The sequence below is a fragment of the Streptomyces sp. 351MFTsu5.1 genome, from assembly GCF_000383655.1.
GTDB classification, from domain to species: Bacteria; Actinomycetota; Actinomycetes; order Streptomycetales; family Streptomycetaceae; genus Streptomyces; species Streptomyces griseorubiginosus.
On record NZ_KB911781.1, the window covers coordinates 393,156 to 420,154 of the forward strand.

Genomic DNA, 26,999 nt, shown 5'->3' on the forward strand with positions numbered 1-26,999 from the left:
CCCGGTCAGAGGCTGTACTCCTTCACCACCCGCCGGACCTGGGCGAACAGCATGCCGACGTTGACCGACTTGCGGCACACCACCACGGCGACGACGTCCTGCTGTTCGACCAGCCGCACGAACAGGTGCGTGAGGTTCTCGCTGTTGACGAGGATCTCCTGGAAGAAGTGGTTGTCGCTGCTGATCCCGCGACGCTCCTTGAAGACGTCCTCGATCATCACGACCGTGCGGCCCTGGAACAGGTCGAGAGTCGCCCCCGCCAGGAGGTCCAGGACCTCCGGCGGGTGGTTCTCGACGGTCTCGTACGACAGCAGCATGCCGGTGGACATGTCGACCACGCCGGACGCGACGCAATCGGGGGCGTCCGTGCGCAGGGACTTGACCAGGCCCATCACCTGGTCGGAGAAACCCGAGGTCATACGCTTCGTCCCCATCCCTTCAGACTCCTTCTGGTGCTTTGTCGCTCGCCGTGCCGGTGAGGATCGAGCCGATCCGGTTGAGGGTCGGCTGGGTCGCCCGGTGCAGCTGCTCCAGGTCCATCCCCTCGTCGCCGAGCACGACCATCAGGGCGGTGTCGCCGACGGCGTAGAAGGCGGCACAGCCGTGGCTGCCGTAGGTCACCGTCCGGCGCAGCGCGCCGCGGTCGGTCGCCCCGGCGGTGCGCCGGGCGAGGCCGAGCCCGGCCGCGGCGAGTGCGGCGAGGCCCTCCGGGTCGATCGAGTCGGCGGTGTCGGCGGCGATGAGCAGCCCGTCCGCGGCGGCGACCGCGGTGTCGGTGATTCCGGTGACCTGTTCCCGCAGACCGCGCATTTCGAGCGCCAGGGCTTGGTGATCCATTGACTCAACTCCCCTGATTCTGTTCACATCTGATCGGCAGTTTCATTTCGCTGTTCCATTCCGGAGCCGGAAAAAGCTTCCTGGTTTTCGGCGGGGCAGATCGCCGTACGCCGGCGGCGGGGGCGGCTCTGCCTGTGAGGGCTTGCGGGGCTGCAGTGCATGGCCGTCGGGCAGCGTGCGGACCGGAAGGGGCGCAGGTGCCGCGGTGCACACCAGGAGCCCTTCGTCGAGCATCCGGGCGACCTCGACCGTGACGGTGTAGACCCCGCGCCCGACCCGGAAGGCGAGATCGCGGGCCGTGCAGCGGCCGTCGGCGTGGGTGAGCAGTTCGCGCTGGAGCGCCGTGGATCCGGCCCCGGCACCCGAGCGCACCGGCCGTTCCCGGTCGGGGTGCACGGGGTGCGGCAGACCGGCCAGGGCGGTGAGCCTGCGGGTCGCGTCCTGGAGCAGCCGCAGGGGCGGCTCACCCAGCGGGACCTGCGCGAACAGCTCGGCGGAGGCGACGCGTTCGCAGCCGTCCACCCGGCCCGCGGCCATCGCGAAGGCGGCGTCGTGCAGCGCCAGCGCGCACACCACCCTGAGCTGTGCGGCGCCCGCGTAGCCGTGCGCGATGAGCGCGGTCGCCGGCCAGCGTGAGCCGCCCGACTCCCGCACCAGCTCGGCCCACTGCTCGCCGCTGACCCGCCCGGAGCGCAGCAGCAGCGCCTCGGGGCCCGGCGCGCCGGGGGTCTCCACGGCGACCACCCGGCCGTCCCCGAAATGGAAGGTGCCGCCGGGTGTGCCGTGGACCCGCAGCTCTCCGGTGTAGCCGTCACGGCCGCACTCGGCCAGGGCCTGAGCCAGGTGTTCGTGGCCCGACATCACACCCCCCGCCGCCTCGCACATACGCCTGACGCGTAGCGCTGAGGAGGGAATGTGTATCAGTCCGGGCGCATATTCCGGGCGCGGGTTTCCAAGCTGCCGTTAGTTGACGGAAGTTGCATTCGACGGAGTGTTCAAATCGGCGCGTTCAGCGCTCATTTGACCGAATCCGAGGGAGGTTTTTCGGGACCCGGAGGCGGATCCGCGGGACCCTCCCCGTCTGCTACGGCAGCGGGCTCGCCGTCGTCGCGCTGCCCGCCCTCGTCCTCGTGCCCGTCGGCCCGACCGTCCTCGTCCTCGGCGTCGAGGTCGTCCGGCGGCGGGGACTGGTCCTCGGCGTACGCCTTGAGGTAGCTCACCACCGTGTTCGTCACCGCCACCAGCGGTACGGCCACCACGGCGCCGCCGATTCCGGCCACCATGCCGCCCGTGGCGACCGTGAGGACGACCGCGAGGGGGTGCACGCGGACCGCGCGGCCGAGGATGAACGGCTGGAGGATGTGGCCCTCGATCTGCTGGACGGCGAGGACCACCGCGAGCGTCATCACCGCGGTGAACACGCCTTGGGTGACCAGCGCGACGAGCACCGCCAGCGCGCCGGAGGCGACCGCGCCGACCAGCGGGATGAAGGAGAACAGGAAGATGAAGACGGCCAGCGGCACCGCCATGGGCACCTTGAGGAAGTAGATGCCGATGCCGATGAAGACGGCGTCGATGAGCGCCACCAGGACCGTGCCGCGGACGTAGGCGGTCAGTGTGCGCCAGGCGCGCGGGCCGGCGCCGGCCACGGCGGGACGGGCGGCCGCGGGGACCAGCTTCAGCGTCCACTCCCAGATGCGGCGGCCGTCGTAGAGCAGGAAGAGGGTGGAGAAGAAGGTCAGCAGGATGCCGGTGAGCGCCTCGACGACGACCTGGACGCCTTCGAGGCCCGCGGAGGTGATCTGGTCGGTGTTGGCGCCGACCGCCTCCCGCAGGTTCTTGGCGATCTGGTTGATCTGCTTGTCGGTGACGTGGAAGGGGCTCTTCAGCAGCCAGTTGCGCAGGTCGTCGATGCCGCTCTGGATCTGGTCGGAGAGGTTGTCGATGTTCTCCATGACCTGCCAGGTCACGAACCAGCCCATCAGGCCGATGACGACGAACCCGAGGATCGCGGTGAGCGCGGTGGCGGGGCCGCGCGGCACGCCGTGGCGCCTGAGCCGGGCCACCGTCGGCTGGAGCAGCGCGGTGATGAGCAGGGCGACGACGAAGGCGAAGACGACGAGCTGGACGGAGCTGATGATCCGCATCAGCACCCACACGGTGCCCGCGAGGATCAGGAGCCGCCAGCCGGCCTCGGCGGCGACCCGGACGCCCCACGGCACGGCCTGCGCGGGATCGGGGCGCGGGACCAGCACGACCGGCTCACGGGACGCTGCGCCCACGGGTCTCTTCGGCTTGCGCACGGGCGGCACGGCCGAGCGGTCCTCGGCCTCCTCCCGGGCGACCTCGGCGCGGCGCTCGTCCAACCGCTCACCCACATCGGTCAACCGGGCACCGAGCCGGCCGATCCACCCTGGCACTCGCGACATGATCCGTCCTCTTCCCCCGTCTCTCCCCACCACTCCTCCCAGGAGTCGTCCGGTCCGACCGTACAGGGCAGCAGCCCCTCCCCCTAGGACGGGGAGGGGCTGCACGGGGTTGAGCGGCGGACGCGGTCCGCGATCAGTAGTTGCCGTGGGCCTGCCAGTACGACCAGGCGCCGCAGGGGCTGCCGTACCGGCCGTTCATGTAGCCGAGGCCCCACTTGATCTGGGTGGCCGGGTTGGTCTGCCAGTCGGCGCCCGCGGAGGCCATCTTGTTGCCGGGCAGGGCCTGGACGAGGCCGTAGGCCCCGGAGGCGGCGTTGACGGCCAGGTAGTTCCAGGTGGACTCGTGGTTCACGATGTTGCTGAAGCACTGGAACTGTCCGCTGGGCACGATCTGGCGGGCGATGGCCTGGACCTCGGCGACGGTGTACGAGGACTGCTGGGGGAAGATGCCCTTGGCTTCCCGCTCCTTCTTCGCCTTCTCCTCGGCGGCCGCGCGCTTGGCCCGCGCGTCCTTCGCCGCCTGCTTGCGGGCGGATTCCTCCGCCGACGTCCTGGCGACGGCGTCCGCGGCGACGGCCTGGGTCTCGGCCTGCCGGGCCAGCGGGGCCGCCTGGACCGGGGCCTGTTCGCCTACGGGTATGTCCGCGAGCAGCGTGGCGTCACCGGCCGACGCCTGCGCGTCGTCGGTGGGGTGTGCGGTGCCGGCCTGGGCGACCCCCATGACGGCACCGACAGTGGTGACCGCCGTGGCCGAGACCACGGCGAATCCACGCGCGGAGTTCCGGCTCACGGCTGGGGCCTAGTACCAGTGGTTGGCCTGCCAGAACGACCAGGCCTCGCAGGGGCTGCCGTACCGGCTGTCCATGTAGTTGAGGCCCCACTTGATCTGGGTGGCCGGGTTGGTCTGCCAGTCGGCACCGACCGACGACATCTTGGAGCCCGGCAGGGCCTGGAAGAGACCGTAGGCGCCGGAGGAGGCGTTGACGGCCCGGTAGTTCCAGCTGGACTCGTGGTCCACGATGTTGCTGAAGCACTGGAACTGCCCGCTCGGCACCATCGAGGCAGCCATCGACTGGATCTGCGCGACGGTGTACGAGCTCTGCACCGGGAAGCTGGAGGCGCTGCGGCTGGCCTTCTCCTTGGCCTCGGCGCGCTCCTTGGCTTCCTTGGCCGCCTGCTCGGCGGCTTCCTTCTTCTCGATCGCGGACTTGGCGGCGGCCTTGCGGGCCGACTCCTCAGCGATCTTCTTGGCGCCGGCGTCCGCAGCGATGGCCTGGTAGTCGGCCTGCTGCGTGAGGGACGCGGTCTGCACCTGAGCCTGCTCACCCGCGGGGATGTCCGCCAGGAGCGTCGTCGTGTCGGCTGCCGTCGCCTCGGCGTCGTTCGGCTGCGCGACACTGCCGGAGGCGACTCCGACAACGCTACCTACAGCGGTGACCGCGGTGGCGGAGGCCACTGCGAATCCCCGGACCGAAATCGGGCTCACACGGTTTCCTTCCAGCATCGCCCGCTTCGGTGACCCTGGCGGACGCAATCGTGCCCCTGGACACTGGCCTCCCAACTAACGGGGTCACGGGAGGCACGGGCCCGGTGGGCAACTCCCTTGCGGGGAGCGCCGCGTAGTGCGCGGGCGGCATACGGCGGACGTTATGGAGTTGAACGTGGTGCTGTTGTGGTGCCGTACCGCTGGGGGTACAGGTGTGCCGTATGCGGGGCCTGACAGAACCGAGACTCTGCCGTAACCGGACGCCGGGTGGCAATTCTGAGTTGCGTGTGAAAGCTCACATCCCGTTTGACCCCAGGGATTTCATGAAACGCCGGCACACGAAGGCGCCGCCCGGCTAGGCTCTTGGCCTTTCCGGACGGCGCCAACGGGCGGGTACTACCTCAGATTTGGCCGTCCTCCAGCATTTCGGTCACAAGGGCCGCGATCTGGGACCTCTCGGACCTCGTCAGCGTCACATGCGCGAAGAGCGGGTGTCCCTTCAGCTTCTCCACCACGGCGACGACACCGTCGTAGCGACCGACGCGGAGATTGTCCCTCTGTGCCACGTCATGGGTCAGAACGACCCGTGAATTGGCGCCGATTCGGGACAGAACGGTCAGCAGGACGTTCCGCTCCAGCGACTGCGCCTCGTCCACGATCACGAACGCGTCGTGCAGCGAACGGCCGCGGATGTGGGTGAGGGGCAGGACCTCGAGCATCCCGCGCGCGGTGACCTCCTCGATGACCTCGCGGCCGGCGACCGCGGACAGCGTGTCGAAGACCGCCTGCGCCCAGGGGCTCATCTTCTCCGACTCGGAGCCCGGCAGATAACCCAGCTCCTGGCCGCCGACCGCGTACAGCGGACGGAAGACCATGACCTTCTGGTGCTGGCGGCGCTCCAGGACAGCCTCCAGACCCGCGCACAGCGCGAGCGCCGACTTTCCGGTGCCGGCCCGGCCGCCCATCGACACGATCCCGATGTCCGGGTCGAGGAGGATGTCCAGCGCGATCCGCTGCTCGGCGCTGCGGCCCTTGATGCCGAAGGCCTCCCGGTCGCCGCGCACCAGGCGGACGTTGCCGTCCGGCGAGACCCGGCCCAGTGCCTTGCCGCGCTCCGAGTGGATGGTCAGGCCGGTGTGCACCGGCAGCTCCGAGGCCTCGGGCACATGGACGTGCCCCTCCTCGAAGAGGATGTCCACCTGCTCGCCGGGCAGCGTCAGTTCGGACATCCCGGTCCAGCCGGAGGAGCCCGTGATGGCGAGCTCGGCGCGGTACTCCTCGGCGAGCAGTCCGACCGAGGACGCCTTGATCCTGAGCGGGAGGTCCTTCGACACCACGGTGACGTCGAACCCCTCGGCCTGCAGATTGCGGGCGACCGCGAGGATGCGGGAGTCGTTGTCCCCCAGGCGGTAGCCGCTGGGCAGCACACTGGGGTCCGAGTGATTGAGCTCGACACGGACGGTCCCGCCCAGCTCCCCGATCGGGATGGGGGCGTCGAGACGGCCGAACCGCACCCGGAACTCGTCGAGCAGGCGCAGGGCCTGCCGGGCGAAGTAGCCGAGTTCGGGATGGTGCCTCTTCGCCTCCAGCTCCGTGACCACGACGATCGGGAGCACGACCTCGTGCTCGTCGAAGCGGCTCAGGGCGTTCGGGTCGGCCAGCAGGACGCTGGTGTCGAGAACATAAGTGCGCCGGTCAGGAAGACGGCGCTTTGTGCTGGTCACCACGGAAGGACGTACCCCCTCGGATGAGGTCGGGGAGCGACGGAGTGGAGCTGGACCGGTCGACGGCCCGTTTGCACGGGCCGGGAACCGGCCCTCCACTGCTTCTTCCGTGCCGTAACCGCACGGTAAGGCTGGTGCAAAGGGCCTCCCGGGCGGACGGCCCCGTGCCGTCCGCTGAGATCCGACACCCGTGGTTCGGGCATCGACCTGCTTGGCTTATGCCCTCGAACATGCGCCGCCATGCCAGTGCGCATGACGGCGCGCTGGTGAACTCCTCGTTACTTCCGCCTCAGAAGGGGTAGACGGGCGCTGCCTGTGAGCGCCCGGTCATCCGCCGTAACGCCGGTGACGGGCGGCGTAGTCGCGCAGGGCGCGCAGGAAGTCGACCTTGCGGAAGGCCGGCCAGAAGACCTCACAGAAGTAGTACTCCGAGTGGGCCGTCTGCCACAGCATGAATCCGGACAGCCGCTGTTCGCCGCTCGTCCGGATCACCAGGTCGGGGTCGGGCTGGTCGCCGGTGTAGAGGTGGCGGCCGATCATGTCGATGTCGACGGCCTCCGCGAGCTCCTCCATCGAGGTGCCCTTGTCCTGCGCGTCCAGCAGCATCGCCCGTACGGCGTCGGCGATCTCCTGGCGGCCGCCGTAGCCGATGGCGACATTGACGAGTATGCCGTCGACGTGGGCGGTGGACTCCTCCGCCTCCTTCAGCGCCGTCTGCATCGGAGAGGGCAGCAGGTCGGGGGTGCCGACGTGGTGGACACGCCAGCGGCCGTCGGAGGCGAGGGTGCGGACGACGTCCTCGATGATGCCGAGGAGGGGGCCGAGCTCCTCCGGCGGGCGGTTGAAGTTGTCCGTCGACAGCAGCCAGAGGGTGACGACCTCGACGTCCGTCTCGGAGCACCAGCCGAGGAACTCCTCGATCTTCTCGGCACCGGCGCGGTGGCCGTCGACGGGGCTGGAGCCGGCTGCCTTCGCCCAGCGCCGGCTGCCGTCCACGATGACACCGATGTGCTTGGGCACCTGGGCGTGGTCCAGGTGGCCCTCCACCCGGCGTGCGTAGAGCCTGACGAGCAGGCCGCGCAGCTTGTCGCGCAGGTTCACGTGATTGTCGCCCCTCCGTGCGGATGCGGTCCCCGCGGACTGAGGGTACCGGGCGCCCAATGTGCGGGGTGCGGTGGGTGCTTGGGCGGGTGCGGGGTCGTCGGGTCTTTCAGCGGGTGTCCCGGGGGGGCGGTTGTCATGCGTGCCGGGTGGGTTCCGGCTGCGTGCCGGACGCGCTCCGGGCGCACAGGGCGCGCTCTGGGCGCACAAAAAACGGGCCGGTCCGTGGGGGGGATACGGACCGGCCCGAGGGGGGGTTTCCACCATAACCCTTCGTAAGTGATGCTGCGTGCATCGGCGTGCCACAACTACTCTCCGCAATCATCCGGCGACGGCGTGGTGGGTGGCCGAAGCCCAGTTCATGGGGGTTTCGTGGGCGAAAAGCGGCGGAATGATGGGCTTGTGCGGCATCGCCCGCGTGGGTGAATCCGGGTCGGAACGTTTCTTTGACGCCGGGAAGTGGGCGCGGCACCGCGCAGCCCCCTCCTCTGCGCGGTGCCACCGCGCAGCTTTGCTGGCGCGAATTGCCTCGTGTTGAATTTACGTCAGAAGTGGCCGAGATGCGAGCTGCCTGGGATAACGATGTGGAAACCCCGTGAAGACCATGGAAATCTGGGGTAGATGAGTGGGGTGCGCCACGTTACGCAGCCATATACGCCCTTTGCTCACCTTTACTCCGAGCCGAGCTTCTTCGGCTTGCGCGCCTCGACGAGGTGCCGGCTGCTGTGCGCGACGAAGGGACCCTCGGACTCCATCCGCTCGTGCAGGGACCGGAGTTGGGGCTCGTACCGCTCCACGGTGAAGCCCGGGACCATCCACACCACCTTGCGCAGGAAGTGGACGACGGCGGCGATGTCGTGGAACTCGATCCGCAGCCGCTCAGCACGGAGGTCCACGATCTCCAGTCCGTGTCCTTCGGCAGCTTCACGCTCGCGGTCGGGGTGCCGGTCGGCACTCTGCTCCGGCGGCTGCGGGCCGAGGAAGTGCTCGACCAGCTCGAACACGCTGCGCGGGCCCACGTGCTGGCCGAAGTAGGTGCCGCCGGGCTGAAGCACCCGGGCGATCTCCGCCCACTGCGGCGTGACCGGGTGCCGACTGCTGACCAGATCGAAGGTGTCGTCGGCGAAGGGCAACGGGGCGTCCTCGGGAGTGGCGACGACCACGATGCCGCGGGACCGGAGCAGGGCGGTGGCTTTGGCGACGTTGGGGGGCCAGCCTTCGGTGGCTGCGGCGAGGAGGGGGGTTTGGGGTGGCCTTGCGTCGGCTTGGGGTGGTCCTGCGTGGGCTTGCGGGGAGAGGGGGTGGTGATCGAGGGTGGCGGCTGCCTGATCGAGGGCGAAGGCCAGGACCTCGCCGCCGCCGGTCTGGAGGTCGAGCGAGGCGGTGGCCTGGGTGAGCCGTACGGCCAGGGAGCGGGCGTACCCCCACGACGGCCGCGCCTCGGTGGCCCGCCCCTCGAACCACGAGAAGTCCCACCCGTCGGTGGGAACGGCGGCTCCCTCGGCTACGAGGTCTTCGAAGGTGTGAGTGCCCTGGGTGGTCATGTGGTTGATCGTGGCAGTGGCACGGAGGTGGGCGCTGCCCAATTTTCGGGGCGGCGTGGAGTGGGCTGGGATGGGGATGGGCGTGGACCGGCGGTCAGGGAACCGACGGTCACGGAACCAGGGGGCGGACTTCCTCGGCGGTGAAGCGGATGAAGCCCTCTGGGTCGGGCTCGTCGGCTGTCGGCTGGAGGACGACCGTGTCGGCGCCCGCCTCGACGAGCCGCTCGACGGCCTTCGCGACGGCACCCGCGTCCCCGGCGACCCCGAGGTCGGGGACGTCGGCGTGGCCCTCGTGGGCGAGTTCGGCGTGGAGCCGGGCGGCCGCGTCGGGCCCGGTGGCGGTGAGGAGGTAGACGACGACCTGGTGCGGCTGTCCGGTGCGGCCCGCCTCCTGGCGCCCCTCGTCGATGAGCCGCCGGGCCCGCCGGACACCCTCGGGCGGGGTACTGGCGGTGAGGACGGTGCCGTCGGCGGACTGGCCGGCGAGACGCAGGGTGCGTGGTCCGGTGGCCCCCGTGAGGACGTCGACGGGCCCGTCCGGCGGCCAGTCGAGGGCGACGCCGTCCAGGGAGACGTACCGGCCCCGAGTGGTGACGCGCTCCCCGCCCAACAGGGCCCGCAGCGCGTCGAGATGCTCACGGAGCAGGGTGAGCGGCGACTCGGCGCGGGCGCCGACCTGGCCCATCCAGTCCTGCACGCCGTGTCCGACGGCGAGGATCGGCCGCCCCGGGAACATCCGGTGCAGGGAGGCCGCCTCCATCGCGGTGACGGCGACGTTGCGCAGCGGGACGGGGAGCAGCCCGACACCGACACGGAGTCGCTCGGTCCACGCGAGCGCGGCCGCGGCGGTGGAGATCCCGCCCTCCAGGAAGCAGTCCTCCCACAGCCAGAGCTCCTCGAGCCCGGCCTCCTCAGCGAGCCGGGCGAGGGCCCGCAGCCGCTCGGGGGGAAGCTGGGGACGGAACACGGCGCCGAGTCGGGTCATGGGGCCTTTCCTACCCACGCCGGGGGCAGGGAACAACTTCTTTACGGGCTCCTACGGATGGGTACCGCTGCCCGCCGCCACCTCGTACCGGAGCAGCACGACGCCGTTGCGGAAGGTGTGGGTCTCCACCAGGTCGAGCGAGGTCAGGGTCTCGGCGGACGGGAAGGGGCGCCTGCCCCGCCCGACGAGGACGGGATGGACGTAGATACGGAACTCGTCGACGAGTCCGAGGCGCAGGAACTCGGTCGCGAGCACGGCCCCGCCGACGACCAGATCGCCGCCCGGTTGCTCCTTCAGCCTCCTGATCTCCTCGGGCACGACCTCCCGGACGATCGTGGCGTTCGGGTCGTCGACGTGTTCGAGGGTCCGCGAGAACACGTACTTCGGCAGATCCCGCCAGATCCGGGCGAACTCCGCCTCCACGGGGGTGGCGTCAGGGGAGGCGTCGGCCGTGGGCCAGTAACCGTCCATGAGCTCGAAGGTGACCCGCCCGCACAGGTCACCGCCCATCCGCCTGCTGACGTCGTTCATGTGCTGGTGGAGTTCTTCGTCGACGAGGTGCCAGCTGATGTCGTGGTCGGGGCCCTCGAAATACCCGTCGAGGGAAACGGACATCATCAGGACGATCTTCCGCATCGGTCACCTGCCCCGGAACTGGGATGGAGGATGGCCCCACACGGTACCGAGAGGGGTGGCTGCGACATGGGACGCTGGCGGGACGGACACGGAGAACTGGTCGTCGGCGAGGTACGTGTCCCGCTGGAGATCGCCACGTCCTACCGGGCCCGCACAAAGGGACTGCTCGGCCGGGACGGCGTGGCGGGAGCGATGCTCCTCTCCCCCGCGAGCAGCGTGCACACCTTCCGGATGCGCTTCCCCATCGACGTCGCCTACCTCGACCGCCGACTCCGGGTCATCGCCGTACGCACCATGAAGCCGGGGCGGTTGGGCCTGCCGCGGTTGCGGGCGCGGCATGTGGTGGAGGCGGGGGCCGGGGTGATGGAGGGGTGGGGGGTTCGTACAGGGGTGCGGGTGGAGGTTGTGGTGGAGTGAGGGGCCGCGCGGGTCAGGCTCAGCCGAAGGCGCTGAGGGCGAGATCGGAGGCCGGGATCCGCAGGTCCGGGACACTGCCGTAATTGATGTAGACGTAACAGCCGTACAACCCCTTGGCGAGCTCCCCGCCGTTCATCGTGCGCAGCTTTCGGCCGTCGTTGGGGAGGTACTGGTTCCCGGTGAAGACGTCCAGGACGCGTTCGCCGTCGCGGTCCTGTCGGAACCGGAGCTGGTTGCCGTCGGCTTCGACCGACACCAGCAGGTCGGCTCCGCGGAAGGCGTGCAGAAGCGCTTCAGGGGTGCCGCGGCGCGCCCTGAAAGCCTGCAGGGCGCGTTCCACCTCGTTCTCCGGGGGAGAGAAACCCATCGCCCTGCGGGTGGGCTCGTAGGTGGGGTTGAAGTGGAAATCGCCGAGCTGCCCGTTCGCGTCGATGAGCCAGCCGCCCAGCATTCCGTGCTGCGGGACGTCCTCGTACGGACTGTGACCGGGATCGACGGCGAACAGCATCCTGCCGCGCTGGCGCCGGGCAGCCCGCCGCATGCCCTCGGTCGCTTCAGGGGTGAGCAGCTTCGGGCCGTGCAGCGGGATCACGGGCTGCACCAGAACCTTCAGATCACGTGGGCTCGGATCCCACCTGGCGTCGCCGACGATGTCCTCCCGGAGAGCCGTCAGGTCGGTGGCCTGTTGCAGGGGCCCGGGCAGCACCCGGCCGGGATGCGGATAACCGCCCTCCTGCTGCGCCATATCGGCCAGAGCCTCGGTGGGCGAGAGCCCCCGTTGATACGCGTCCTGCCACTTGGCCTTCCAGAACTGGATGGAAAGAGTGGACTCGGGGCGCATCTCCCCGCGCGTGACGTAGCCTGCGGCCCCCTCTTCGTCCGACGCCCAGAGGAGCCCGAGAATCCCCTCCGTATTGGCCACCACCGTGTACCACACGGGGCCGTTCGCCTTCCACGCATAGTTGGTCGGGCCCTCGAGCAGGCTCGGCCGCAGGTCGTCCGCCAGCCGGGAGAAGGGCCGCTCCCCGGACTGCTCGGCCGACTCGTGCTGCTCACTCATGGGTGGATCTCTCCGTAGATGTGCCAATGGCCATCGGACTCGACTGCCTTGGTGATCGTGTACTTGTTGCCGCGGCCGAGAAGCAGTTCACGCTCGCCGACATCGGCGTGGCTCAGCTTCTCCACCCACAGGCCCGGGGTCCCCTCGGGCGCCCGCAGATGAAGAATGGCCTCCTTGTGGGCGAAGGCGACATCGCCTACCTCGACCGCCGACTCCGGGTCATCGCCGTACGCACCATGAAGCCGGGACGGTTGGGCCTGCCGCGGTTGCGGGCGCGGCATGTGGTGGAGGCGGGGGCCGGGGTGATGGAGGGGTGGGGGGTGGGGGTGCGGGTGGGGGTGCGGGCGCGGGTGGAGGTTGTCTCGGAATGACGTGACAGGTGCCTCAGTGGAACTCGTGGACCACCTGGATCTCGCCGACGATGTGGGCGTTGAAGTCGTCCAGCTCCTCGGCCGGAACCCAGAGCTCGAGGATCGTCTGCCCACCGGCCTGCTGGACGGGGTACCGGCTCAAGAACTCCGACTCGACCTCAAAACGAGTGACGAAGCCGGCGCCGTCGTGTTTCACGTTCCAGTCCCGCGCGATCCTGACCGCGTAGTCCTCGTTGAGGACCGGGTAGAAGATCGGCTGCTCGGGCAGCCGGGGCGGCCAGGCACGCCAGTTCAGCTCCCGAACCAGATCCAGCTCCTTGGGGCCGGTGGGGCGCCACAGGGTCGTCGTTGCTTGCCGGCTGGTCATCTGCATCGCTCTCTGAACGTAGGCCGCTGGTGCGGCGGGTCGAGGAGGCGGACGATATCGGCACCTCGAACTCGTCAGCCACGCGATTTCCACACCGTGACCCGCAGTTAGGGGACACCCTTAAGCTGGATGCGGCCAAATCGGCCACGCCTTGCGCCCGTTGCTTTCCTGGAACATCCGATGGGACCTTTCCACGCCATGACTAGATTGCCCGCCGGACGTTCGATTCTGTCGATTGCAGCGGTCGGCGTGCTGCTCACCGGATGCTCGGCCTCGGTCGAGGTCGGAAAGTCCGAGCCGAAGATGTCTTCGGACAAGGTGGCTTCCCTGGTGTCCGAAAAGCTTGCTGCCACAACTGGGCGCCCGAAGCCCGACATCAGCTGCCCAGAAGACCTCGTCGGCAAGGTCGGGACGACCATGCGGTGCACACTGACAGCCGACGACGGCAGCACCTTGGGTGTGACTGTTTCCGTGACGTCTGTGAAGGGAAGTCAGATCAGCTTCGACATGGAGGCCGACGCCACGGCGTCCCCGGCGAGTTGATCGGCCGGAAACGAGCTCCCGCTTCACAGTCGGCCGGTGACGACTCCGCGCCAGGTCCAGCCGTACTCCACGGGACGCCGCACGGGGAAGGTGATCCGGACGGACCACTTTCTCATCCGCGAACCTCTACGGCTGCATCTCGGTGATGACGGAGCGTGATCCACTCGTCGGTGCGCCACCACCACGTCGGGTTGACCGGTGGCCGTCCCGCGTCAGCTCTGTCCCCGTGGGAACGACACCTCCACCCGGCGGTTCTTCTTGCGGCCGGCCTCTGTGGTGTTGGAGGCGATCGGGTAGTCCTCCGAGTAGCCGCGGACCTCGTAGGTGATGGACGAGTCGTTCAGTTCCTGGTCGAGGACGTCCTGTACGGCGTTGGCCCGTTGGCGGGAGAGGGTCAGGCCGTGGGCGTAGCTGCCGAGGTTGTCGGTGAAGCCGAAGACTCTGATCCGGGTGGCGTGCTGGTTCTTGATCTCCGCGGCGATGGCGGAGATCCGGGCTCTCGCCTCGCCGTTCAGCTTCGCGCTGTCCTTGCCGAACAGGACCTCGGCCTGGAGGGCGAACTTCACGTCCGCGTTCGTGTCCTCGCGGCGTTCGTCTCCGCTCTGGTCCTCGACGACCTGCTTGATGTCCAGGACCTTCGGTGCGGCGAGGGTGGCGCCCTCCGGGAGCTTGAGGTCGGGGTCGTTGGGGTCGACCTCCACGGGGGCCGTGGCGGAGGGTTCGGTGCCCGGGGGGACGCTGGGGCCGCCGTCGTCGGCGTGCGCGGCGGGCAGGAACATGACCGTGAGGAGCGCGGCGGCGGTCACGGTGAGGGGGAGGCGGGGGGTGGTGGTCATGGGGGCCTCACCCGGAGATCTGGATGGTGGCCGAGGCGAATGTGGGGAGTTGGAAGTCGACGTCAGTGGTGCTGGTCGGGGGTGCCGGGAATTGGATGAAGACGGCCAGGGACTCACCGGCTTGGAGTGAAGAGAAGCCTGTCGTCGTCAGTGGCCGGCCATCCGTGTCGCGCAGCACGTAGTAACGCTTCTTCGACTTGGCGTCCACCAGGGTCGCCCCTCCGAGGGACATGCCGTGCCGGAGGATCTCCGTCTCGTCTCCGCGCACGGCTGGGGGGACTGTGATGCGCTTGGACCCGTCGTTCTTCAGATAGCCGTTGACGGTGACGAAGCCCCCGGCGTCACGAGCCGCAGAGGTGATCTGGAGCAACAGGCCGCTCGAGCCCTTGAGTTCTGCCAGCGGCTCCTCCGACTGCCCCTCCTGCGCACTGGGGTCGGACCCGCCCGTGCGGGAGGCGGACGCCGATGTCTCGGGCTTCTTGCCGTCGTCACCTGCACCACTGCAACCGGCCACGCCGACGGTCAGTCCAACCGCGATCGTCACCGCGGCCATCCCCCTGCGGGCCTTCGCCGTGAACCGAATGCTCATTGCTCCGCTTCCTTCGTCACTCGTCGTTCCCTCGCGCAAGGTGGACGTCGAAGAGATCTTCCGGTCCCGGTAGGTCCGTCAAGTCGTCCGGGTTCAGGGTCCATTCGACACCGCCGTCGCACTCGAGTTTCGGCAACACATCCGCGTCTTCGCCCGGCAGCTTGAACTCACAGAGAGGTTCGATGACTGCCGTGGCGGATTCGGTCGACCGCTTGCCCTCGACGCCGGGGACTATGGAATCACCGACAGTCTTGTTGGTCCTGACGACGACCGTGTAACCGGGGTACGGCTCCGATACCGCATCGCAGCCCAGACGGGTGGCGTCGTTCTGGGCAGCCAGTTGGTCCGCCCGTGCGCAACCATTGAAGTCCACGCCGACACCGTCGAAGATGCCCTGCCACTTGGTGGGGTCGAGGATGTTCTCCACCCACTTGTCGGTGATCCTGTCCCGCGTGTCGAGGGCCGCTGCCAGCGCCGCCGCGTCGGCCGCTGTCTGGGCGCCGTTCCGGTTGGCCGCCGCCTGACCGACCGCGAGGTAGGCGAACGCGAGAAAGAGCAGGCCCGCCACCACTGTGATGTAGATGGGGAAAGCCTGCCCTGCGTCGTCGCGGCTACGAGATCCGGTCAGCCACCGATGACTTCGTTGACCTTGTCGACGATCGCCGTGTAGATCGTGTTGCCGATGTCCGTCCCCGTGATCGCCAGCACGATCGCCACCACCACCGCGATGATGCCGAGGTACTCCACCGCGGTCTGACCCTCGTCGCGCTTGAACCGGTTGTTCATTGTGTGACCCTTCGGTGTCGCCGCCATCGACAACCGGAACGTAGACCCGCTGATCCTCGTCGGCGCAGGGCCCCTGGGCCCAAATCCGGGCCCAACCTCGGTTCGGCACGGGTCATCCCACCCCTCGGCCCGAACTCGGGGCGGTGCCGAGCCACTTCGCCGCCGCCTCCGCGCGACTGGTGCTGTGGAGCTTGGCGAAGATGCGGTTGATGTGGTTCTTGACGGTCTTCTCGCTGATGAAGCAGGCGGAAGCGATCTGCTGGTTGGTCATGCCGGATGCGATGAGGTTCATGATCTCCGCCTCCCTCGCGCTGAGTTGGAAACGCGACCGGTCCGAGGACGACTGCCCCACAGGTTGTCCCACAGACTGTCCCACAGATGGTTGCAGTTGCGAAAGCACTTTAGGAGAAGTGGCTGAGAAAGGGGGCAGCATGGGCTGTTTTACGTGTGCATTCGCATCGCGGAGTTGTTGCAGCACGGCGCTCGCCGCCGTCGGGGTCAGATGCGTGACGCCCTGCGCCGTGTCCCGTACGGCCGTGGCGAGCTGGTCCGTCGTGAACTCGCCGTGGACCAGGTAGCCGTCGGCTCCCGCGCGCAGCGCCTCGCGGACGGTCTCCGGCTCCCCGCTGTACGTCAGCATCAGCACCGGCGCGATCGGCACCAGGTACGGCAGCACCGAGAGGCCGTCCACCCCCGGCATCCTGACGTCCAGGAGGATCACGTCGGGCCGGTGCCGGCTCGCGGCCTCGTACGCCTCCCTGCCGTCCGCCGCCTCGGCCACGACCGTGATGTCCTCGTGGCCCGAGAGGAGGGCGGTGAGGCCCGCCCGGACCACGGGGTTGTCGTCGGCGACCACGATCCGGACGACGGGGGTCGGCGGGGCCGTCGGGAACAGCGCGAACGGGGTGACGGCGTGCTGGGGGTCGTTCTGCATGGCGCGGCCTCCTCTCGTGCTGGGGTGGGGGGTCATCGGTCCGCCTCCGCGCAGGGCAGGGGGAGTTCCAGGAGTACGTCGGTGCCCCGGTCGTCCGGGCCTTCGCCCAGGTGGAGGCGGGCGCCCGCGGACGCGGCCCGTTCCACCATGCCGACCAGGCCGAAGTGGCCCGTTCTGCGCAGCTCTTCGAGGGTCGTGCCGGCGGGCAGGCCGCGGCCGTCGTCCCGGACGCTGATCCGGAGCAGGCCGTCCTCGACCTCCGCGCTCACCTCCACTCGGGTGGCCTCGGCGTGGCGGTGGGCGTTCTCCATCGCCTCCTCGGTGATGGAGAGGAGCTGACGGGCCGCGGCGGGCGGGACCGGGAGTTCGGGGTGCGGGCCGACCGGAGGCCGGTAGGTCAGGGGGAGCCCGGTGCGGGTGCTGAAGTCCGCCGCCCGGGAGGCCAGTTCCTCGAGTACGTCGATGCCGTGGGCCTGGTCCCGGCGCAGGTCGGTGAGGAGTTCGCGGGATTCCGTCGCCGCTCTGCGGGCCGCCCTGGCCACGAGGTCCGCCTGCTGCCTGAGCAGGGCCGGGTCGGGGGCGGGGGCGGCCGCCGAGCTCGCGAGGCCCTCCGCGGCCAGGGCCACGCCATGCAGGGTCTTCGCGACCGAGTCGTGCATCTCCCGTGCCAGCCGGGCCCGTTCCTCGCTGATCGCCTCCGTCACCGCCAGGCGGGCCCGCACCGCGGTGAGGGCCTGGGTCGCCGTGCCGAAGCGGAGCAGCAGGCTGCGCAGGGTGGAGCCGACCGCGCCGGTGATCACACAGAAGCCGGGGAGGAGGAGGGTGTCGGCGGGCGTGCGGTGCGCGTGCGGGAGCGCCGTCTGGACCAGCAGCAGGATCAGGGACTGGAGGGAGGCGAAGACCGCGGCGCCGCGCCAGCTGTAGGCGATGCCGGCGAGGAGGGGGGTGCAGACACTGACGTACGCCAGGGTGGTGTCCGGGCCGGCGGAGATCAGCAGGAGGCTGCCGAAGAGGGTGTCGGCGGCGAGCAGAGTGGGGTGGCGCAGGAGGAGGGGGCCGAAGCGTTCCCAGTCCCTGAAGAGGGCGTACGAGACCATGAAGGTGACGACGACCGCGGCGCCGACGAGGCGGACGCCGAGGCCGGGGCCGGCGTTCAGGAGGGCGGCGGGGGCGGCCAGCGCGATCATCGCGAGGCGGAAGCCGAAGACCTGGCGGCACATGGCCTGTAGGGCGTTGACCTGGATGGCGAGTGCGGGTTCGGGTACGGGTGCGTGGGGGTGCGCGTGGTGTGTGGTCCCACCCGCACGGCCCGTGCCGCTTTCGCCCCTGCCGCTTGCGGCCGCGCGCCCGCGCCACAGGGCCCGGTGCGGCCTGCGTGCCTCCGTCATCGTCACCTCCCCACCCCCGGCTCTCCCGCCCCCGCTCTGCCTCTCCCCGGCTTCCGCACTCCCCTAATCCCCCGTGATCGACCCGAAGTCCGTGCCCGAGCCCAGGAGCAGGCCCGCGGCCAGCAGCAGCATCGTGGCCGGGACCATGAACGTGGTGATCATCATCGTGGCCTTGGGGACCGCGCGAGCGGCCTTGCGGCGGGCGTTCTGGGCGTCGGTGCGGCGCATGTCCTTGGCCAGGGCGACCAGCGTGTCCACGATGGGCGCGCCCAGCTCCTCGCCCTGCTGGAGTGCCGTCACGAACATCGCGACCTGTTCGGAGTCGTTGCGCCTGCGGAGTTCCGCGAAGGCCTGGCGGCGGCTCACGCCCAGGTCCATCTGGCGGAGCGTGATGCGCAGTTCGTCGGCCCAGGGGCCCTCGTACTTGGAGGCCACCCGGTCCAGTGCCTGGCGGAAGCCGAGGCCCGCGCTCACCACCACCGCCAGGACGTCCAGGAAGTCGGGCAGGGTGCGCTCGATGACGTCCTTGCGGACCCGGATCGCCGACCAGATGCCGACCTCCGTCCAGAACGCCCCGAAGGCGAGGAGCAACAGGGCGACCAGGATCTGGCCGCGGAGCAGGAAGACCAGGAAGCCCAGGCCGCCGAGGAAGCCGTAGACCGCCCTGCGGGCCGCGTAGCGGTTGATGGTCAGACCGCCGGGGTTGCCCGCGAGGTCGATCTTGCGGCGGTACTTGGCGACCTGCTTGGGGCCCATCAGGCGCAGGACGGCGGGGGCGTACCGCATGCCCATGCGGTCGACCAGGGAGTCCACCGCGCCGGTGCGGGTCGAACCCACCTCCAGCGCCAGCAGCAGGTCGCTCGGCAGCTTCGCCTCCGCGCGGTACATGCGGATGCCGGCGAAGACGCCCCACACGCTCAGGGCCATCAGCAGGGCCAGTCCGAATGCGATCACGGCCGCCCCCTCAGACGTCGACGCGGGACAGGCGGCGGATGAGGATGAAGCCGACCGCGTACAGGCCGAACGCGATGAGCACCGCGGCCTGGCCCAGCGGTGAGCCCGTCATGCGGTCCAGCGCCCCGTCCCGGACGCCGTTCATCAGGAACAGCGAGCCGATGCCGAGGACCGGGACGGCGTACGACGTCATGTTCACCTGGGAGAGCTGGGTGCGGACCTCTCGCCGGGTCTCCTTGCGCTCCTCCAGCGTCTCGGTGAGGTTGCGCAGGGCGCTGACCACCTGGCCGCCGGCCCGGTTGGACAGGACCAGGGTCGTCACCAGGACCACCAGTTCCCGGGACGGGAGCCGTTTCGCCATCTCGTCCAGCGCGTCCTCCATCGACACGCCGAGGGCCAACTCGTTGGCGACCTTGCCCAGTTCCTCCCCGGCCGGGGCCTCCAGCTCCTCCGCCGCCATGCCGATGGCGGTGCGCAGGGCGAGGCCGGCGTGGGTGGCGTTGGCCAGGATGCGGGCCAATTCGGGGAGTTGGTTGATGAACTTCTCGATGCGTTTCTGGCGCTGCCAGTTGAGGAACTGCACCGCAGCCCCTACGCCGAGGAGGCCGAGGATCGGGCCGAAGAAGGGGGCCAGCGTCTCCTGGCCGATCAGCCACAGGCCCGCCACCACGGCGAGCATCGCGGCGAAGAACTCGCCCGGCGTGACGTCCAGCCCCGTGGCCGCGAGCCGGAGTTCGAGCTGTCTGCCGAGCCGGGTGCGGCGCAGCCTGCGGTCCAGGTCGCGGAAGTGCCGGCGGCGGCCGGTGTACGGCACCTGCCCGGCCGCGGTCAGCCGGTCGACCAGGGCGGCCCGCTGGGCCCGGCCCTTGGCGTGGACGTGGACACCGACGACGGCGAGCACGCAGCTCAGCAGGGCTATGCCGGTGGTGAGATCGACTAGGGTCGCGAGGTCCATGGGGTGGTTCCTACCTGTCCTACCTGGCTTCTCGGATGGCCAACTGGCTTGCGGACTCGGCCACGCCGAAGGCCTGGGGCGTGGGCTGACTCGCCATGTAGAGGCGGTCGACGGTACGGCGGGGCAGCGGGAAGTACTCGAAGCGGCCGTAGATCCGGCTGTCCGCCGCCATCGGCTGGGCGTTGAAGCGGGCCACGGTCACCAGGCGGTACGGCTCGCTGCCGTGGCTGTCGAGCAGGGCGATCTCGGTGATCCGGCGGGCGCCGTCGGCGAACCGGGTGAGCTGGATGATCACGTCGACAGCGCTGTTGATCTGGTCGTGCAGCGCCTCGAAGGGGATCTCCACCTCCGACATGGACGCCAGGGTCTTGAGCCGCATCAGCGCGTCCTCGGCGCTGTTGGCGTGCACGGTGGCCAGTGAGCCGTCGTGGCCGGTGGACATCGCCTGGAGCATGTCGAGGGACTCGCCGCCGCGGACCTCACCGACGACGATCCGGTCGGGGCGCATGCGCAGGGAGTTGCGGACCAGGTCGCGGATGGTGACGCGGCCCTGGCCCTCCACGTTGGGCGGGCGGGACTCCAGGCGGACCACGTGCCGTTGCTGGAGCTGGAGTTCGGCCGAGTCCTCGATGGTGATGATCCGGTCGCCCTCGGGGATCAGCCCGGAGAGCGCGTTCAGCAGGGTGGTCTTTCCGGTGCCGGTCGCGCCCGACACGATGACGTTGAAGCGGGCCTGCACCAGGCCGGCGAGCAGGTACAGCATGTGCTCGTCGAGGGAGCCGAAGCCGGCGAGTTCCTGGAGGGTGTAGGAGCGGGGGAAGCGGCGGATGGTGAGGATCGCGCCGGTCAGGGAGAGCGGCGGGATGATGACGTTGACGCGCTCGCCGGACGGGAGGCGGGCGTCGACCATCGGGTTGGTCTCGTCCACGCGCCGGTTGACCGTCGAGACGATGCGCTCGATGGTCTGCATCAGCTGGTCGTGGGAGGGGAAGCGGAGCGGCAACTGCTCGACCCGGCCGCCGCGTTCGACGAAGATCGAGTCCGGTCCGTTGACCATGATCTCGGTGATGGAGGCGTCTTCGAGCAGCGGCTCCAGGATGCCGAGGCCGAGAGCCTCGTCGACCACCCGCCGGATCAGCTGCGAGCGTTCCACCGTCGACAGGACCGGGCCCTCACGGCTGATGATGTGCCCGAGCACCCGCTCCAGACGGGCCCGGCGTTCGGCCGCCGCCAGCGAGCTCATCTCCGCGAGGTCGATCTCCTCGAGCAGCTTGGCGCGGTAGGAGGCGACCAGGTGACCGTCCTCGCCCCGACTGCCGTTCTCCTCGGGGGTGTTGATGCGGGACCGCAGGCTCATGGGGGTACCTCGTTCAGTGGTCGAGCGGCATGGTGGCGGTCTTGACGGCGGGATCGAAGCTCCATCCGGGGACGATGGACGGGATCTGGACGGTGGCGGTGACGGTGACCGAGTCGTCGCCGCCGCCCTCGGCGCAGTCGACGGAGAGCCAGTCGCTGATCGCGTTGACACAGCCGTCCTGCGCGCTCAGGTCCAGCGAGGCGGCCCGCGCACCGGCTCTGGCGGCGGTGCCGGCCTGCTGGGCGGTGTACGCGATGAGCCCCAGCTGGACGACGGCCATGGCGACGAGGATCAGGATCGGGATGAAGCCGAGGTATTCGATGGCCACCTGGCCGCGGTCGCGGCGCTCCGGGCTCCGTCGGGAGTACGACATCTCAGACATCTCAGTCCCGGTCCTCCTCCACCGCGCCCGCGTGCCCGTCGACCTGGAAGGGGAAGGCGAGGGCACCCGGGAACAGGACGGGGACCCTCAGGTGGACATCGGCGGTGACATAGCCGCCGGCGGTGCCGCAGCTCACCTCGCCGCTCCAGGCGCCGGGCAGCTTGTCCAGTCCCGCCTGTTCGCACGCGGCCTCCCGCTCCCCCGGCGCCGCCGCCGTCGCGGCCCGTACCGCCTCGTCCGCAGCATTCCCCGCGAGCGTGAAGGTGTACCCCAGCAGCACGAACTGCCACAGCAGCACCAGGGTGATCAGGATCAGCGGGGTCATCCCGAGGAACTCGACCGTCACCTGCCCCTCGTCGCGGCGGAACCGCTGGAGCGCCGGGGCCCTACGGCGGCACCGCTGGAGCGCCCGGGCCCTCATCTCCCCAGCTCCTTGCGTCGCCGGAAGGTCAGGGAGCCGCGGTCGCGGCCGCCGTTGCGGTGGGAGTTCGACTCCGTGCCCTTGACCAGGCCCAGTTCGCCGGCGAGCGTCCACAGGGCCTGCTTGACCGTGCCCTTGGCGTCGAGTTCGTGGACCCGGCCCGCGTCCACCGCGCCCTGGAGTTCCTTGAAGTTCGCGGGGATCACGGTCGCCGCCACGCCCGTGCCGGTGATCTTCTGGATGAGCGCGGGCTGGATCTCGGTGCCGCGGCTGTGCCGGTTGACGACGACGGTGGTCTCCTCGGCCTTGCGGACCTGGAGCCGGTCCCACATCCGTACGGCCCGCTTGGCGCCGCGTACGGCGACCACGTCCGGGGTGGTGACCAGCAGGGCCGTGTCGGCCATCTCGACGACCGCCGCGCCGGCCCCGCTGAGCTGCGCCCCGCAGTCGACGATGACGACCTCGTAGCGGGAGCGCAGGGCGGAGACGATCTGGCGGGCGGCGCGCTCGGTGACCTCCTCGCCGCGTTCGCCCTCGCCGGGGGCGAGCAGCAGGGCGAGGCCGGTGTCGTGCGGGAAGACGGCGTCGGCGAGGACACGCGGGGAGATGTCGGTGATGGCGGCGAGGTCGACGACCGAACGCCGGAACTGCACGTCCAGGTAGGAGGCGATGTCGCCGGTCTGGAGGTCCAGGTCGAGCAGGGCCGCGCTGCGCCCGGAGGCCTGTGCGGCGAGGGCGAGCTGGATCGCGGTGGTGGTGGCGCCGACGCCGCCCTTGGCGCCGCTGACGGTGACGACGGTGCCGCCGACGCCGGTGAACACGTCGGTGGCGGCGCCCAGGTGCCGTCGTACGCCCACCGACCACTGGGCGACCGCGTGCACCCGGGTGGCGAGCTCCTCGTAGCCGAGCGGGAGGGCGATGAGGCCGCGGGCGCCGTAGTCCATGGCGGCCTGGAAGAGGCCGGGGCTGACGTCGGAGGTGACGAGGATGACGCCGACGGCCGGGAAGCGCAGGGCGACCTCGCGGATCAGCTCCAGGGCCGGGACGGGGCCGATGCGCTCATGGACGATCACGACCTCGGGCAGCTCGTCGATCGACTCGGACGCCAGGCGCGCGAGGGTGTCGATGAGCTGGGTGGAGTCGGTGACGGGGGCGACCGGTTCGGCGTCCGGGAGTTGGCTGAGCAGGGTGCTGAGGGAGCGGACCGCGTCCGTGTCGCCGACTGCCGGGAGGATCCTCGTGGGCATGGCGGCCTCTCACTTGTCCTTGGTGAGTTCGTACGTGCGGTCCTGCTCCGGGATGGTGCCGGTCTCCCCGGGGGCGACCAGCGCGAGCCGGACGCGCTTGGCGAAGGACTCGGCGTACGTGAGGCGCTGGGCGTCGAGCGCGCTGAGTGCGAAGGTGATGGGGACGGCCTTGGTCGCCTCGCGGGTGCGCTCGTCGGCGTCCGGCTGGAGCGCGGTGATCTGGCCCACGTCGAGCACCTGGGCGTTCGTCACGATGATCTTGGACAGGTCGGGGTCGCCCTCCTTCTGGCCCTCGAAGGTGGCGTAGACGTTGACCCGGGAGTCGGCCGTGATCTTGCCGGCGACGCCGGTCGCCGCGTCGATCATGATGGCGACCTCCTGCTGCCCGGGCTGGAGGGCGGGCTGGTCGACGATCATGTCGCTCTGGAGGAGCGAGCCCTCCTTGAGGGTCGTCACGGCGATCTTGCCCCTGATGCCCGCCAGATCGGTGACCGCGTTGGGCGACAGCCAGCGCTTGGGCATCTCCGTCTTCTCGAACTGCGCCGCGGTGAGCCGGGTGTAGGGCTTGATGTCGTCCTTGACCTCGTACGCCGTGACCTCGGGGCCGACCTTGGACTTCACGTCATTGATGACGGACAGCACGCCGGCGAAGGCCGCGAGGGCGCCCAGGACCGACAGGAGCAGGAGTATCACGCCGCGGCGCTGACGGGAGTTCATGAACCGTACAACCTCGTTGGGGGGCTCGGTCGAGCGGACTCGGGGACGGGGGCGATCCGGTACGGCTCACCCGGCGGGCAGTTGGTGCTGGTGTGCGCGCTGCTGTTGCAGTTCGGGTACGGGCGCCACCGGTGCGGTGGCCGAGCAGAAGACGCAGCGGTCTCCGATGACGTCGATACCGCACCAGTGGCAGATGTTCTGCCGTACCGAGGTGACCAGTTGGTAAAGGACGGACAGGTCGGGCAGGAAGGTGCAGAACTCGATCAGCCTGGAGGTGCCCCACCATTCGGCGGACTCGGCGGGCGGCGGGGCCTCCCGCAGCCCCTGGATCCGCCAGGACGTGGCGAGGTCCCCGGAGACCCAGTCGGACTGGAGCTGGCCGCGGGCGACCAGCATCGAGGTGGCGAACTCCGGTCCGGCGAGCCTGGCGTCCGGGGCGATCCGCACGAGCTGCGGCTGCGGGTGGGCGAGGACGGCGAACTGGCTGCCCGGGACCCATGACTTGGCGTGCGACTTGAGGCCCACGGGGACCCGGTCGAGCTTCGCCACCGAGCCGAGCAGGGCACCCGCGTGGAGGTAGTGGGTGAGCAGCCGGCCCGCCGAGGCGAGGACGCCGGGGCTGAGGTCGCAGGAGGCGAGCTGTCTCAACTGGCGGGCCAGGACGGCGATTGCGAGGGGCGGCAGATCAGGCTGGAACAGGGCGATCCGGTCGCTCTCCAGCAGCGAGCGCACGGTGCGCAGCCGCTGGTCGACCACCGGGGGCACGGCGCGGGAGTACACGACGATCACATGGCCGTGCTGGTCGATCAGTGTCTGGAGCGCGGCGAGCGAGTGGTCCAGCGGCTGCCGGTCGAGGCCGTCGAGCACGACGGCGGGCAGGGTCCGCTCGTCCTGCGCCGGCAGCGCCATGTCGGCTCCGGTCACTGCGATGGCAGTTGGCACGCGCAGCTCCCCGTATCCCATGCCCGAGGGTCCGACGGATCACTCCGGCGCACCCGGTCGACTTCACTGCGTGACTACCTGAGCACTGTAACCACGGCTCTGTGACCGGAGAACAGCGATTCTGTGACTTCCTGGCCAGTCCTCTGGTTCAAAAGCGGGCGATTCCTGCCTAGATGGGGCGCACTTGCCACGTGCGTGAGCCGGAGAAGCGCACGGTGCGCATCCATCGCCGTCGCCCTTCTTGACAGAAGATTGGTCTGGACCAACTCTCTTGTCATGCCCATACTCAGCAGAACACGGCGTCCTGCACACGCGGCCACGGCCGTCGCCGCGACGCTCGCCCTGGGGGCCCTCGCCCTGGGAGTCGCGCACCCCGCCTCCGCCGCCGACATCAACAACGCGAAGAACGCCGGCTTCGAGTCCGGCCTGTCGGGATGGACCTGTTCCGCGAGCAGCGGTACGACCGTCTCCTCCCCCGTGCACGGCGGCTCGGCCGCGCTGAAGGCGACACCGGCCGGACAGGACAACGCGCGCTGCGCCCAGACGGTCGCCGTGAAGCCCAACTCCACGTACACGCTGAGCGCGTGGGTGCAGGGCGGCTACGCCTATCTCGGCGCGACCGGCACCGGCACCACGGACGTGTCGACCTGGACCCCGGACTCCGCCTCCTGGAAGCAGCTGACGACCACCTTCACGACCGGCTCCGCCACGACCTCGGTGACGGTGTACACCCACGGCTGGTACGGCCAGGCCGCGTACCTCGCGGACGACGTGTCGGTCTACGGCCCCGACGGCGGCGGTGGCGGCGACCCGGCCCCGACGGTCCCCTCGGCGCCGGGCGGCCTGACGGTGTCCGGTACGTCGTCCTCGTCGGTCTCGCTGGCCTGGAACACGGTGTCGGGGGCGACCGGGTACAACGTCTACCGCGACGGCACCAGGGTCACGGCGGTGACGGGGACCTCGGCGACCGTGACCGGGCTCGCGGCGTCGACGTCGTACGGCTTCCAGGTCACCGCGACCAACGCGGCGGGCGAGTCGGCGAGGTCCGCGACCGTGACGGGCCGGACCTCGGCCACCGGCAGCGGCGGGGGCACGGTGCCGAAGCACGCGGTCACCGGGTACTGGCAGAACTTCAACAACGGGGCGACGGTCCAGAAGCTGTCGGCCGTGCAGGCGCAGTACGACATCATCGCGGTGGCGTTCGCGGACGCAACGACGACTCCGGGGGCCGTGACCTTCACCCTGGACTCGGCCGGGCTCGGCGGGTACACCGTCGACCAGTTCAAGGCGGACATCAGGGCGAAGCAGGCCGCGGGCAAGAAGGTCGTCGTCTCGGTCGGCGGCCAGAACGGCACGGTGTCGGTGAGCGACCCGACGTCGGCGGCGAACTTCGCGAACTCGGTGTACGCGCTGATGCAGACGTACGGCTTCGACGGCGTCGACATCGATCTGGAGAACGGGCTCAACGCGACCTACATGTCACAGGCGTTGCGGTCGCTGTCGGCGAAGGCGGGGCCGTCGCTGGTCCTGACGATGGCGCCGCAGACGATCGACATGCAGTCGACGTCGAACGCGTACTTCCAGACCGCGCTGAACGTGAAGGACATCCTCACGGTCGTCAACATGCAGTACTACAACAGCGGTTCGATGCTCGGCTGCGACGGCAAGGTGTACTCCCAGGGCTCGGTCGACTTCCTGACCGCGCTGGCCTGCATCCAGCTCGAGGGCGGCCTGTCCCCGTCCCAGGTGGGCCTCGGCCTGCCGGCCTCCACCAGCGGGGCGGGCAGCGGCTATGTCTCCCCGACCGTGGTGAACAACGCGCTGGACTGCCTGACGAAGGGCACGGGGTGCGGCTCCTTCAAGCCCGCGAAGACCTACCCCGACCTCCGCGGCGCCATGACCTGGTCGACGAACTGGGACGCGACGGCGGGGAACGCGTGGTCCAACGCGGTGGGACCGCATGTGCACGGGCTGCCGTAGGCGGTGATCAG

At 69.9% G+C, this 26,999-nt stretch carries 31 protein-coding genes and 1 pseudogene; 4 read left to right on the forward strand and 28 right to left on the reverse strand.

From position 1 onward, the window contains the following. Positions 1-5: 5 nt before the first annotated feature. From H295_RS0118580 to H295_RS0118630, 11 genes are all read right to left on the reverse strand, one after another. Entirely contained in the window at positions 6-434 is a 429-nt protein-coding gene (locus H295_RS0118580) for a hypothetical protein (RefSeq protein WP_028809499.1), read from the reverse strand. Between the two features lie 4 nt (positions 435-438). Then, positions 439-837, reverse strand: a complete 399-nt coding sequence (locus H295_RS0118585) for a roadblock/LC7 domain-containing protein (protein WP_020136841.1) — start codon at positions 835-837, stop codon at positions 439-441. Positions 838-879: 42 nt separating this feature from the next. Then, on the reverse strand, positions 880-1,698 hold the full coding sequence (locus tag H295_RS0118590; RefSeq protein ID WP_234021632.1) for a MarR family transcriptional regulator: 819 nt from the start codon (positions 1,696-1,698) through the stop codon (positions 880-882). 155 nt (positions 1,699-1,853) lie between these two features. Beyond that, positions 1,854-3,266, reverse strand: a complete 1,413-nt coding sequence (locus H295_RS0118595) for an AI-2E family transporter (protein ID WP_043217603.1) — start codon at positions 3,264-3,266, stop codon at positions 1,854-1,856. 133 nt (positions 3,267-3,399) lie between these two features. Next, positions 3,400-4,056 carry a transglycosylase SLT domain-containing protein gene (locus tag H295_RS0118600; RefSeq protein WP_028809500.1) on the reverse strand — a complete coding sequence of 219 codons (657 nt, stop codon included), beginning with the start codon at positions 4,054-4,056 and terminating at the stop codon, positions 3,400-3,402. 9 nt (positions 4,057-4,065) lie between these two features. After that, positions 4,066-4,752, reverse strand: coding sequence for a transglycosylase SLT domain-containing protein (locus H295_RS0118605; RefSeq protein WP_028809501.1), 687 nt, complete (start codon positions 4,750-4,752; stop codon positions 4,066-4,068). A gap of 401 nt (positions 4,753-5,153) precedes the next feature. Further along, a complete protein-coding gene (locus H295_RS0118610; RefSeq protein WP_020136846.1) occupies positions 5,154-6,479 on the reverse strand; it encodes a PhoH family protein in 1,326 nt (441 codons plus the stop codon). A gap of 324 nt (positions 6,480-6,803) precedes the next feature. Further along, on the reverse strand, positions 6,804-7,577 hold the full coding sequence (locus H295_RS0118615; RefSeq protein WP_020136847.1) for an isoprenyl transferase: 774 nt from the start codon (positions 7,575-7,577) through the stop codon (positions 6,804-6,806). Positions 7,578-8,248: 671 nt separating this feature from the next. After that, positions 8,249-9,121: a methyltransferase domain-containing protein gene (locus H295_RS47210; RefSeq protein ID WP_020136848.1), complete on the reverse strand. Its 873-nt coding sequence runs from the start codon at positions 9,119-9,121 to the stop codon at positions 8,249-8,251. Positions 9,122-9,230: 109 nt separating this feature from the next. After that, positions 9,231-10,106 carry an LLM class flavin-dependent oxidoreductase gene (locus H295_RS0118625; RefSeq protein ID WP_020136849.1) on the reverse strand — a complete coding sequence of 292 codons (876 nt, stop codon included), beginning with the start codon at positions 10,104-10,106 and terminating at the stop codon, positions 9,231-9,233. 51 nt (positions 10,107-10,157) lie between these two features. Next, complete coding sequence (locus H295_RS0118630) at positions 10,158-10,742, reverse strand: dihydrofolate reductase family protein (RefSeq protein ID WP_020136850.1); 585 nt, start codon at positions 10,740-10,742, stop codon at positions 10,158-10,160. Between the two features lie 66 nt (positions 10,743-10,808). Between H295_RS0118630 and H295_RS0118635 the strand changes: the two genes are divergently transcribed. Beyond that, positions 10,809-11,159 carry a DUF192 domain-containing protein gene (locus tag H295_RS0118635; protein WP_020136851.1) on the forward strand — a complete coding sequence of 117 codons (351 nt, stop codon included), beginning with the start codon at positions 10,809-10,811 and terminating at the stop codon, positions 11,157-11,159. Positions 11,160-11,178: 19 nt separating this feature from the next. Here the strand turns inward: H295_RS0118635 and H295_RS0118640 are convergent, their stop codons facing one another. Next, a complete protein-coding gene (locus H295_RS0118640; RefSeq protein ID WP_020136852.1) occupies positions 11,179-12,219 on the reverse strand; it encodes a type VII secretion system-associated protein in 1,041 nt (346 codons plus the stop codon). Continuing rightward, complete coding sequence (locus H295_RS48725; protein ID WP_420706230.1) at positions 12,216-12,386, reverse strand: ADP-ribosyltransferase; 171 nt, start codon at positions 12,384-12,386, stop codon at positions 12,216-12,218. The genes H295_RS0118640 and H295_RS48725 overlap by 4 nt, the downstream gene beginning before the upstream one ends. A gap of 21 nt (positions 12,387-12,407) precedes the next feature. Here H295_RS48725 and H295_RS48730 point away from each other — a divergent pair. Continuing rightward, positions 12,408-12,590: pseudogene (locus H295_RS48730) on the forward strand (DUF192 domain-containing protein); the annotation flags it as partial. A gap of 13 nt (positions 12,591-12,603) precedes the next feature. Here H295_RS48730 and H295_RS0118650 read toward each other — a convergent pair. Then, positions 12,604-12,963, reverse strand: a complete 360-nt coding sequence (locus H295_RS0118650) for a hypothetical protein (RefSeq protein ID WP_020136854.1) — start codon at positions 12,961-12,963, stop codon at positions 12,604-12,606. Between the two features lie 192 nt (positions 12,964-13,155). On the opposite strand from H295_RS0118650, the gene H295_RS0118655 reads away from it, so the two are divergent. Next, positions 13,156-13,500 carry a DUF4333 domain-containing protein gene (locus H295_RS0118655; protein ID WP_043217626.1) on the forward strand — a complete coding sequence of 115 codons (345 nt, stop codon included), beginning with the start codon at positions 13,156-13,158 and terminating at the stop codon, positions 13,498-13,500. Between the two features lie 212 nt (positions 13,501-13,712). On the opposite strand, the gene H295_RS0118665 is transcribed toward H295_RS0118655, so the two are convergent. The 14 genes from H295_RS0118665 to H295_RS0118730 form a co-directional block, all read right to left on the reverse strand. Then, positions 13,713-14,336, reverse strand: a complete 624-nt coding sequence (locus tag H295_RS0118665; RefSeq protein WP_020136857.1) for an OmpA family protein — start codon at positions 14,334-14,336, stop codon at positions 13,713-13,715. Positions 14,337-14,343: 7 nt separating this feature from the next. Continuing rightward, positions 14,344-14,925: a hypothetical protein gene (locus tag H295_RS0118670; RefSeq protein WP_020136858.1), complete on the reverse strand. Its 582-nt coding sequence runs from the start codon at positions 14,923-14,925 to the stop codon at positions 14,344-14,346. 16 nt (positions 14,926-14,941) lie between these two features. Beyond that, a complete protein-coding gene (locus H295_RS0118675) occupies positions 14,942-15,553 on the reverse strand; it encodes a pilus assembly protein TadG-related protein (RefSeq protein ID WP_078616695.1) in 612 nt (203 codons plus the stop codon). Next, the gene (locus H295_RS46745; protein WP_020136860.1) at positions 15,550-15,711 is read right to left on the reverse strand and encodes a Flp family type IVb pilin; all 162 of its coding nucleotides are present in this window, start codon (positions 15,709-15,711) and stop codon (positions 15,550-15,552) included. Before H295_RS46745 ends, H295_RS0118675 begins: the two co-directional genes overlap by 4 nt. Positions 15,712-15,823: 112 nt before the next feature. Then, positions 15,824-16,645, reverse strand: a complete 822-nt coding sequence (locus H295_RS0118685; RefSeq protein ID WP_020136861.1) for a response regulator — start codon at positions 16,643-16,645, stop codon at positions 15,824-15,826. Positions 16,646-16,677: 32 nt separating this feature from the next. After that, positions 16,678-18,033: a histidine kinase gene (locus tag H295_RS0118690; RefSeq protein WP_078616686.1), complete on the reverse strand. Its 1,356-nt coding sequence runs from the start codon at positions 18,031-18,033 to the stop codon at positions 16,678-16,680. Between the two features lie 63 nt (positions 18,034-18,096). After that, on the reverse strand, positions 18,097-18,984 hold the full coding sequence (locus H295_RS0118695) for a DUF5936 domain-containing protein (RefSeq protein ID WP_028809505.1): 888 nt from the start codon (positions 18,982-18,984) through the stop codon (positions 18,097-18,099). 13 nt (positions 18,985-18,997) lie between these two features. Further along, positions 18,998-19,942, reverse strand: a complete 945-nt coding sequence (locus H295_RS0118700) for a type II secretion system F family protein (RefSeq protein WP_020136864.1) — start codon at positions 19,940-19,942, stop codon at positions 18,998-19,000. A 19-nt stretch (positions 19,943-19,961) separates the two neighbouring features. Then, positions 19,962-21,299 carry a CpaF family protein gene (locus H295_RS0118705; RefSeq protein ID WP_020136865.1) on the reverse strand — a complete coding sequence of 446 codons (1,338 nt, stop codon included), beginning with the start codon at positions 21,297-21,299 and terminating at the stop codon, positions 19,962-19,964. Between the two features lie 13 nt (positions 21,300-21,312). Further along, positions 21,313-21,672 (reverse strand): TadE family protein, encoded by a 360-nt coding sequence (locus H295_RS0118710; RefSeq protein WP_020136866.1) that lies wholly within the window; start codon positions 21,670-21,672, stop codon positions 21,313-21,315. Positions 21,673-21,682: 10 nt separating this feature from the next. Beyond that, positions 21,683-22,102, reverse strand: a complete 420-nt coding sequence (locus H295_RS0118715; protein ID WP_020136867.1) for a TadE/TadG family type IV pilus assembly protein — start codon at positions 22,100-22,102, stop codon at positions 21,683-21,685. Continuing rightward, the gene (locus H295_RS0118720) at positions 22,099-23,349 is read right to left on the reverse strand and encodes an AAA family ATPase (RefSeq protein ID WP_020136868.1); all 1,251 of its coding nucleotides are present in this window, start codon (positions 23,347-23,349) and stop codon (positions 22,099-22,101) included. Before H295_RS0118720 ends, H295_RS0118715 begins: the two co-directional genes overlap by 4 nt. A 9-nt stretch (positions 23,350-23,358) precedes the next feature. After that, the gene (cpaB, locus tag H295_RS0118725) at positions 23,359-24,066 is read right to left on the reverse strand and encodes a Flp pilus assembly protein CpaB (RefSeq protein ID WP_020136869.1); all 708 of its coding nucleotides are present in this window, start codon (positions 24,064-24,066) and stop codon (positions 23,359-23,361) included. Positions 24,067-24,132: 66 nt separating this feature from the next. Next, the gene (locus H295_RS0118730) at positions 24,133-25,029 is read right to left on the reverse strand and encodes a hypothetical protein (RefSeq protein WP_078616687.1); all 897 of its coding nucleotides are present in this window, start codon (positions 25,027-25,029) and stop codon (positions 24,133-24,135) included. A gap of 255 nt (positions 25,030-25,284) precedes the next feature. Here H295_RS0118730 and H295_RS0118735 point away from each other — a divergent pair, with 255 nt between their 5' ends. Then, entirely contained in the window at positions 25,285-26,988 is a 1,704-nt protein-coding gene (locus tag H295_RS0118735; RefSeq protein ID WP_020136871.1) for a chitinase, read from the forward strand. Positions 26,989-26,999: the final 11 nt, after the last annotated feature.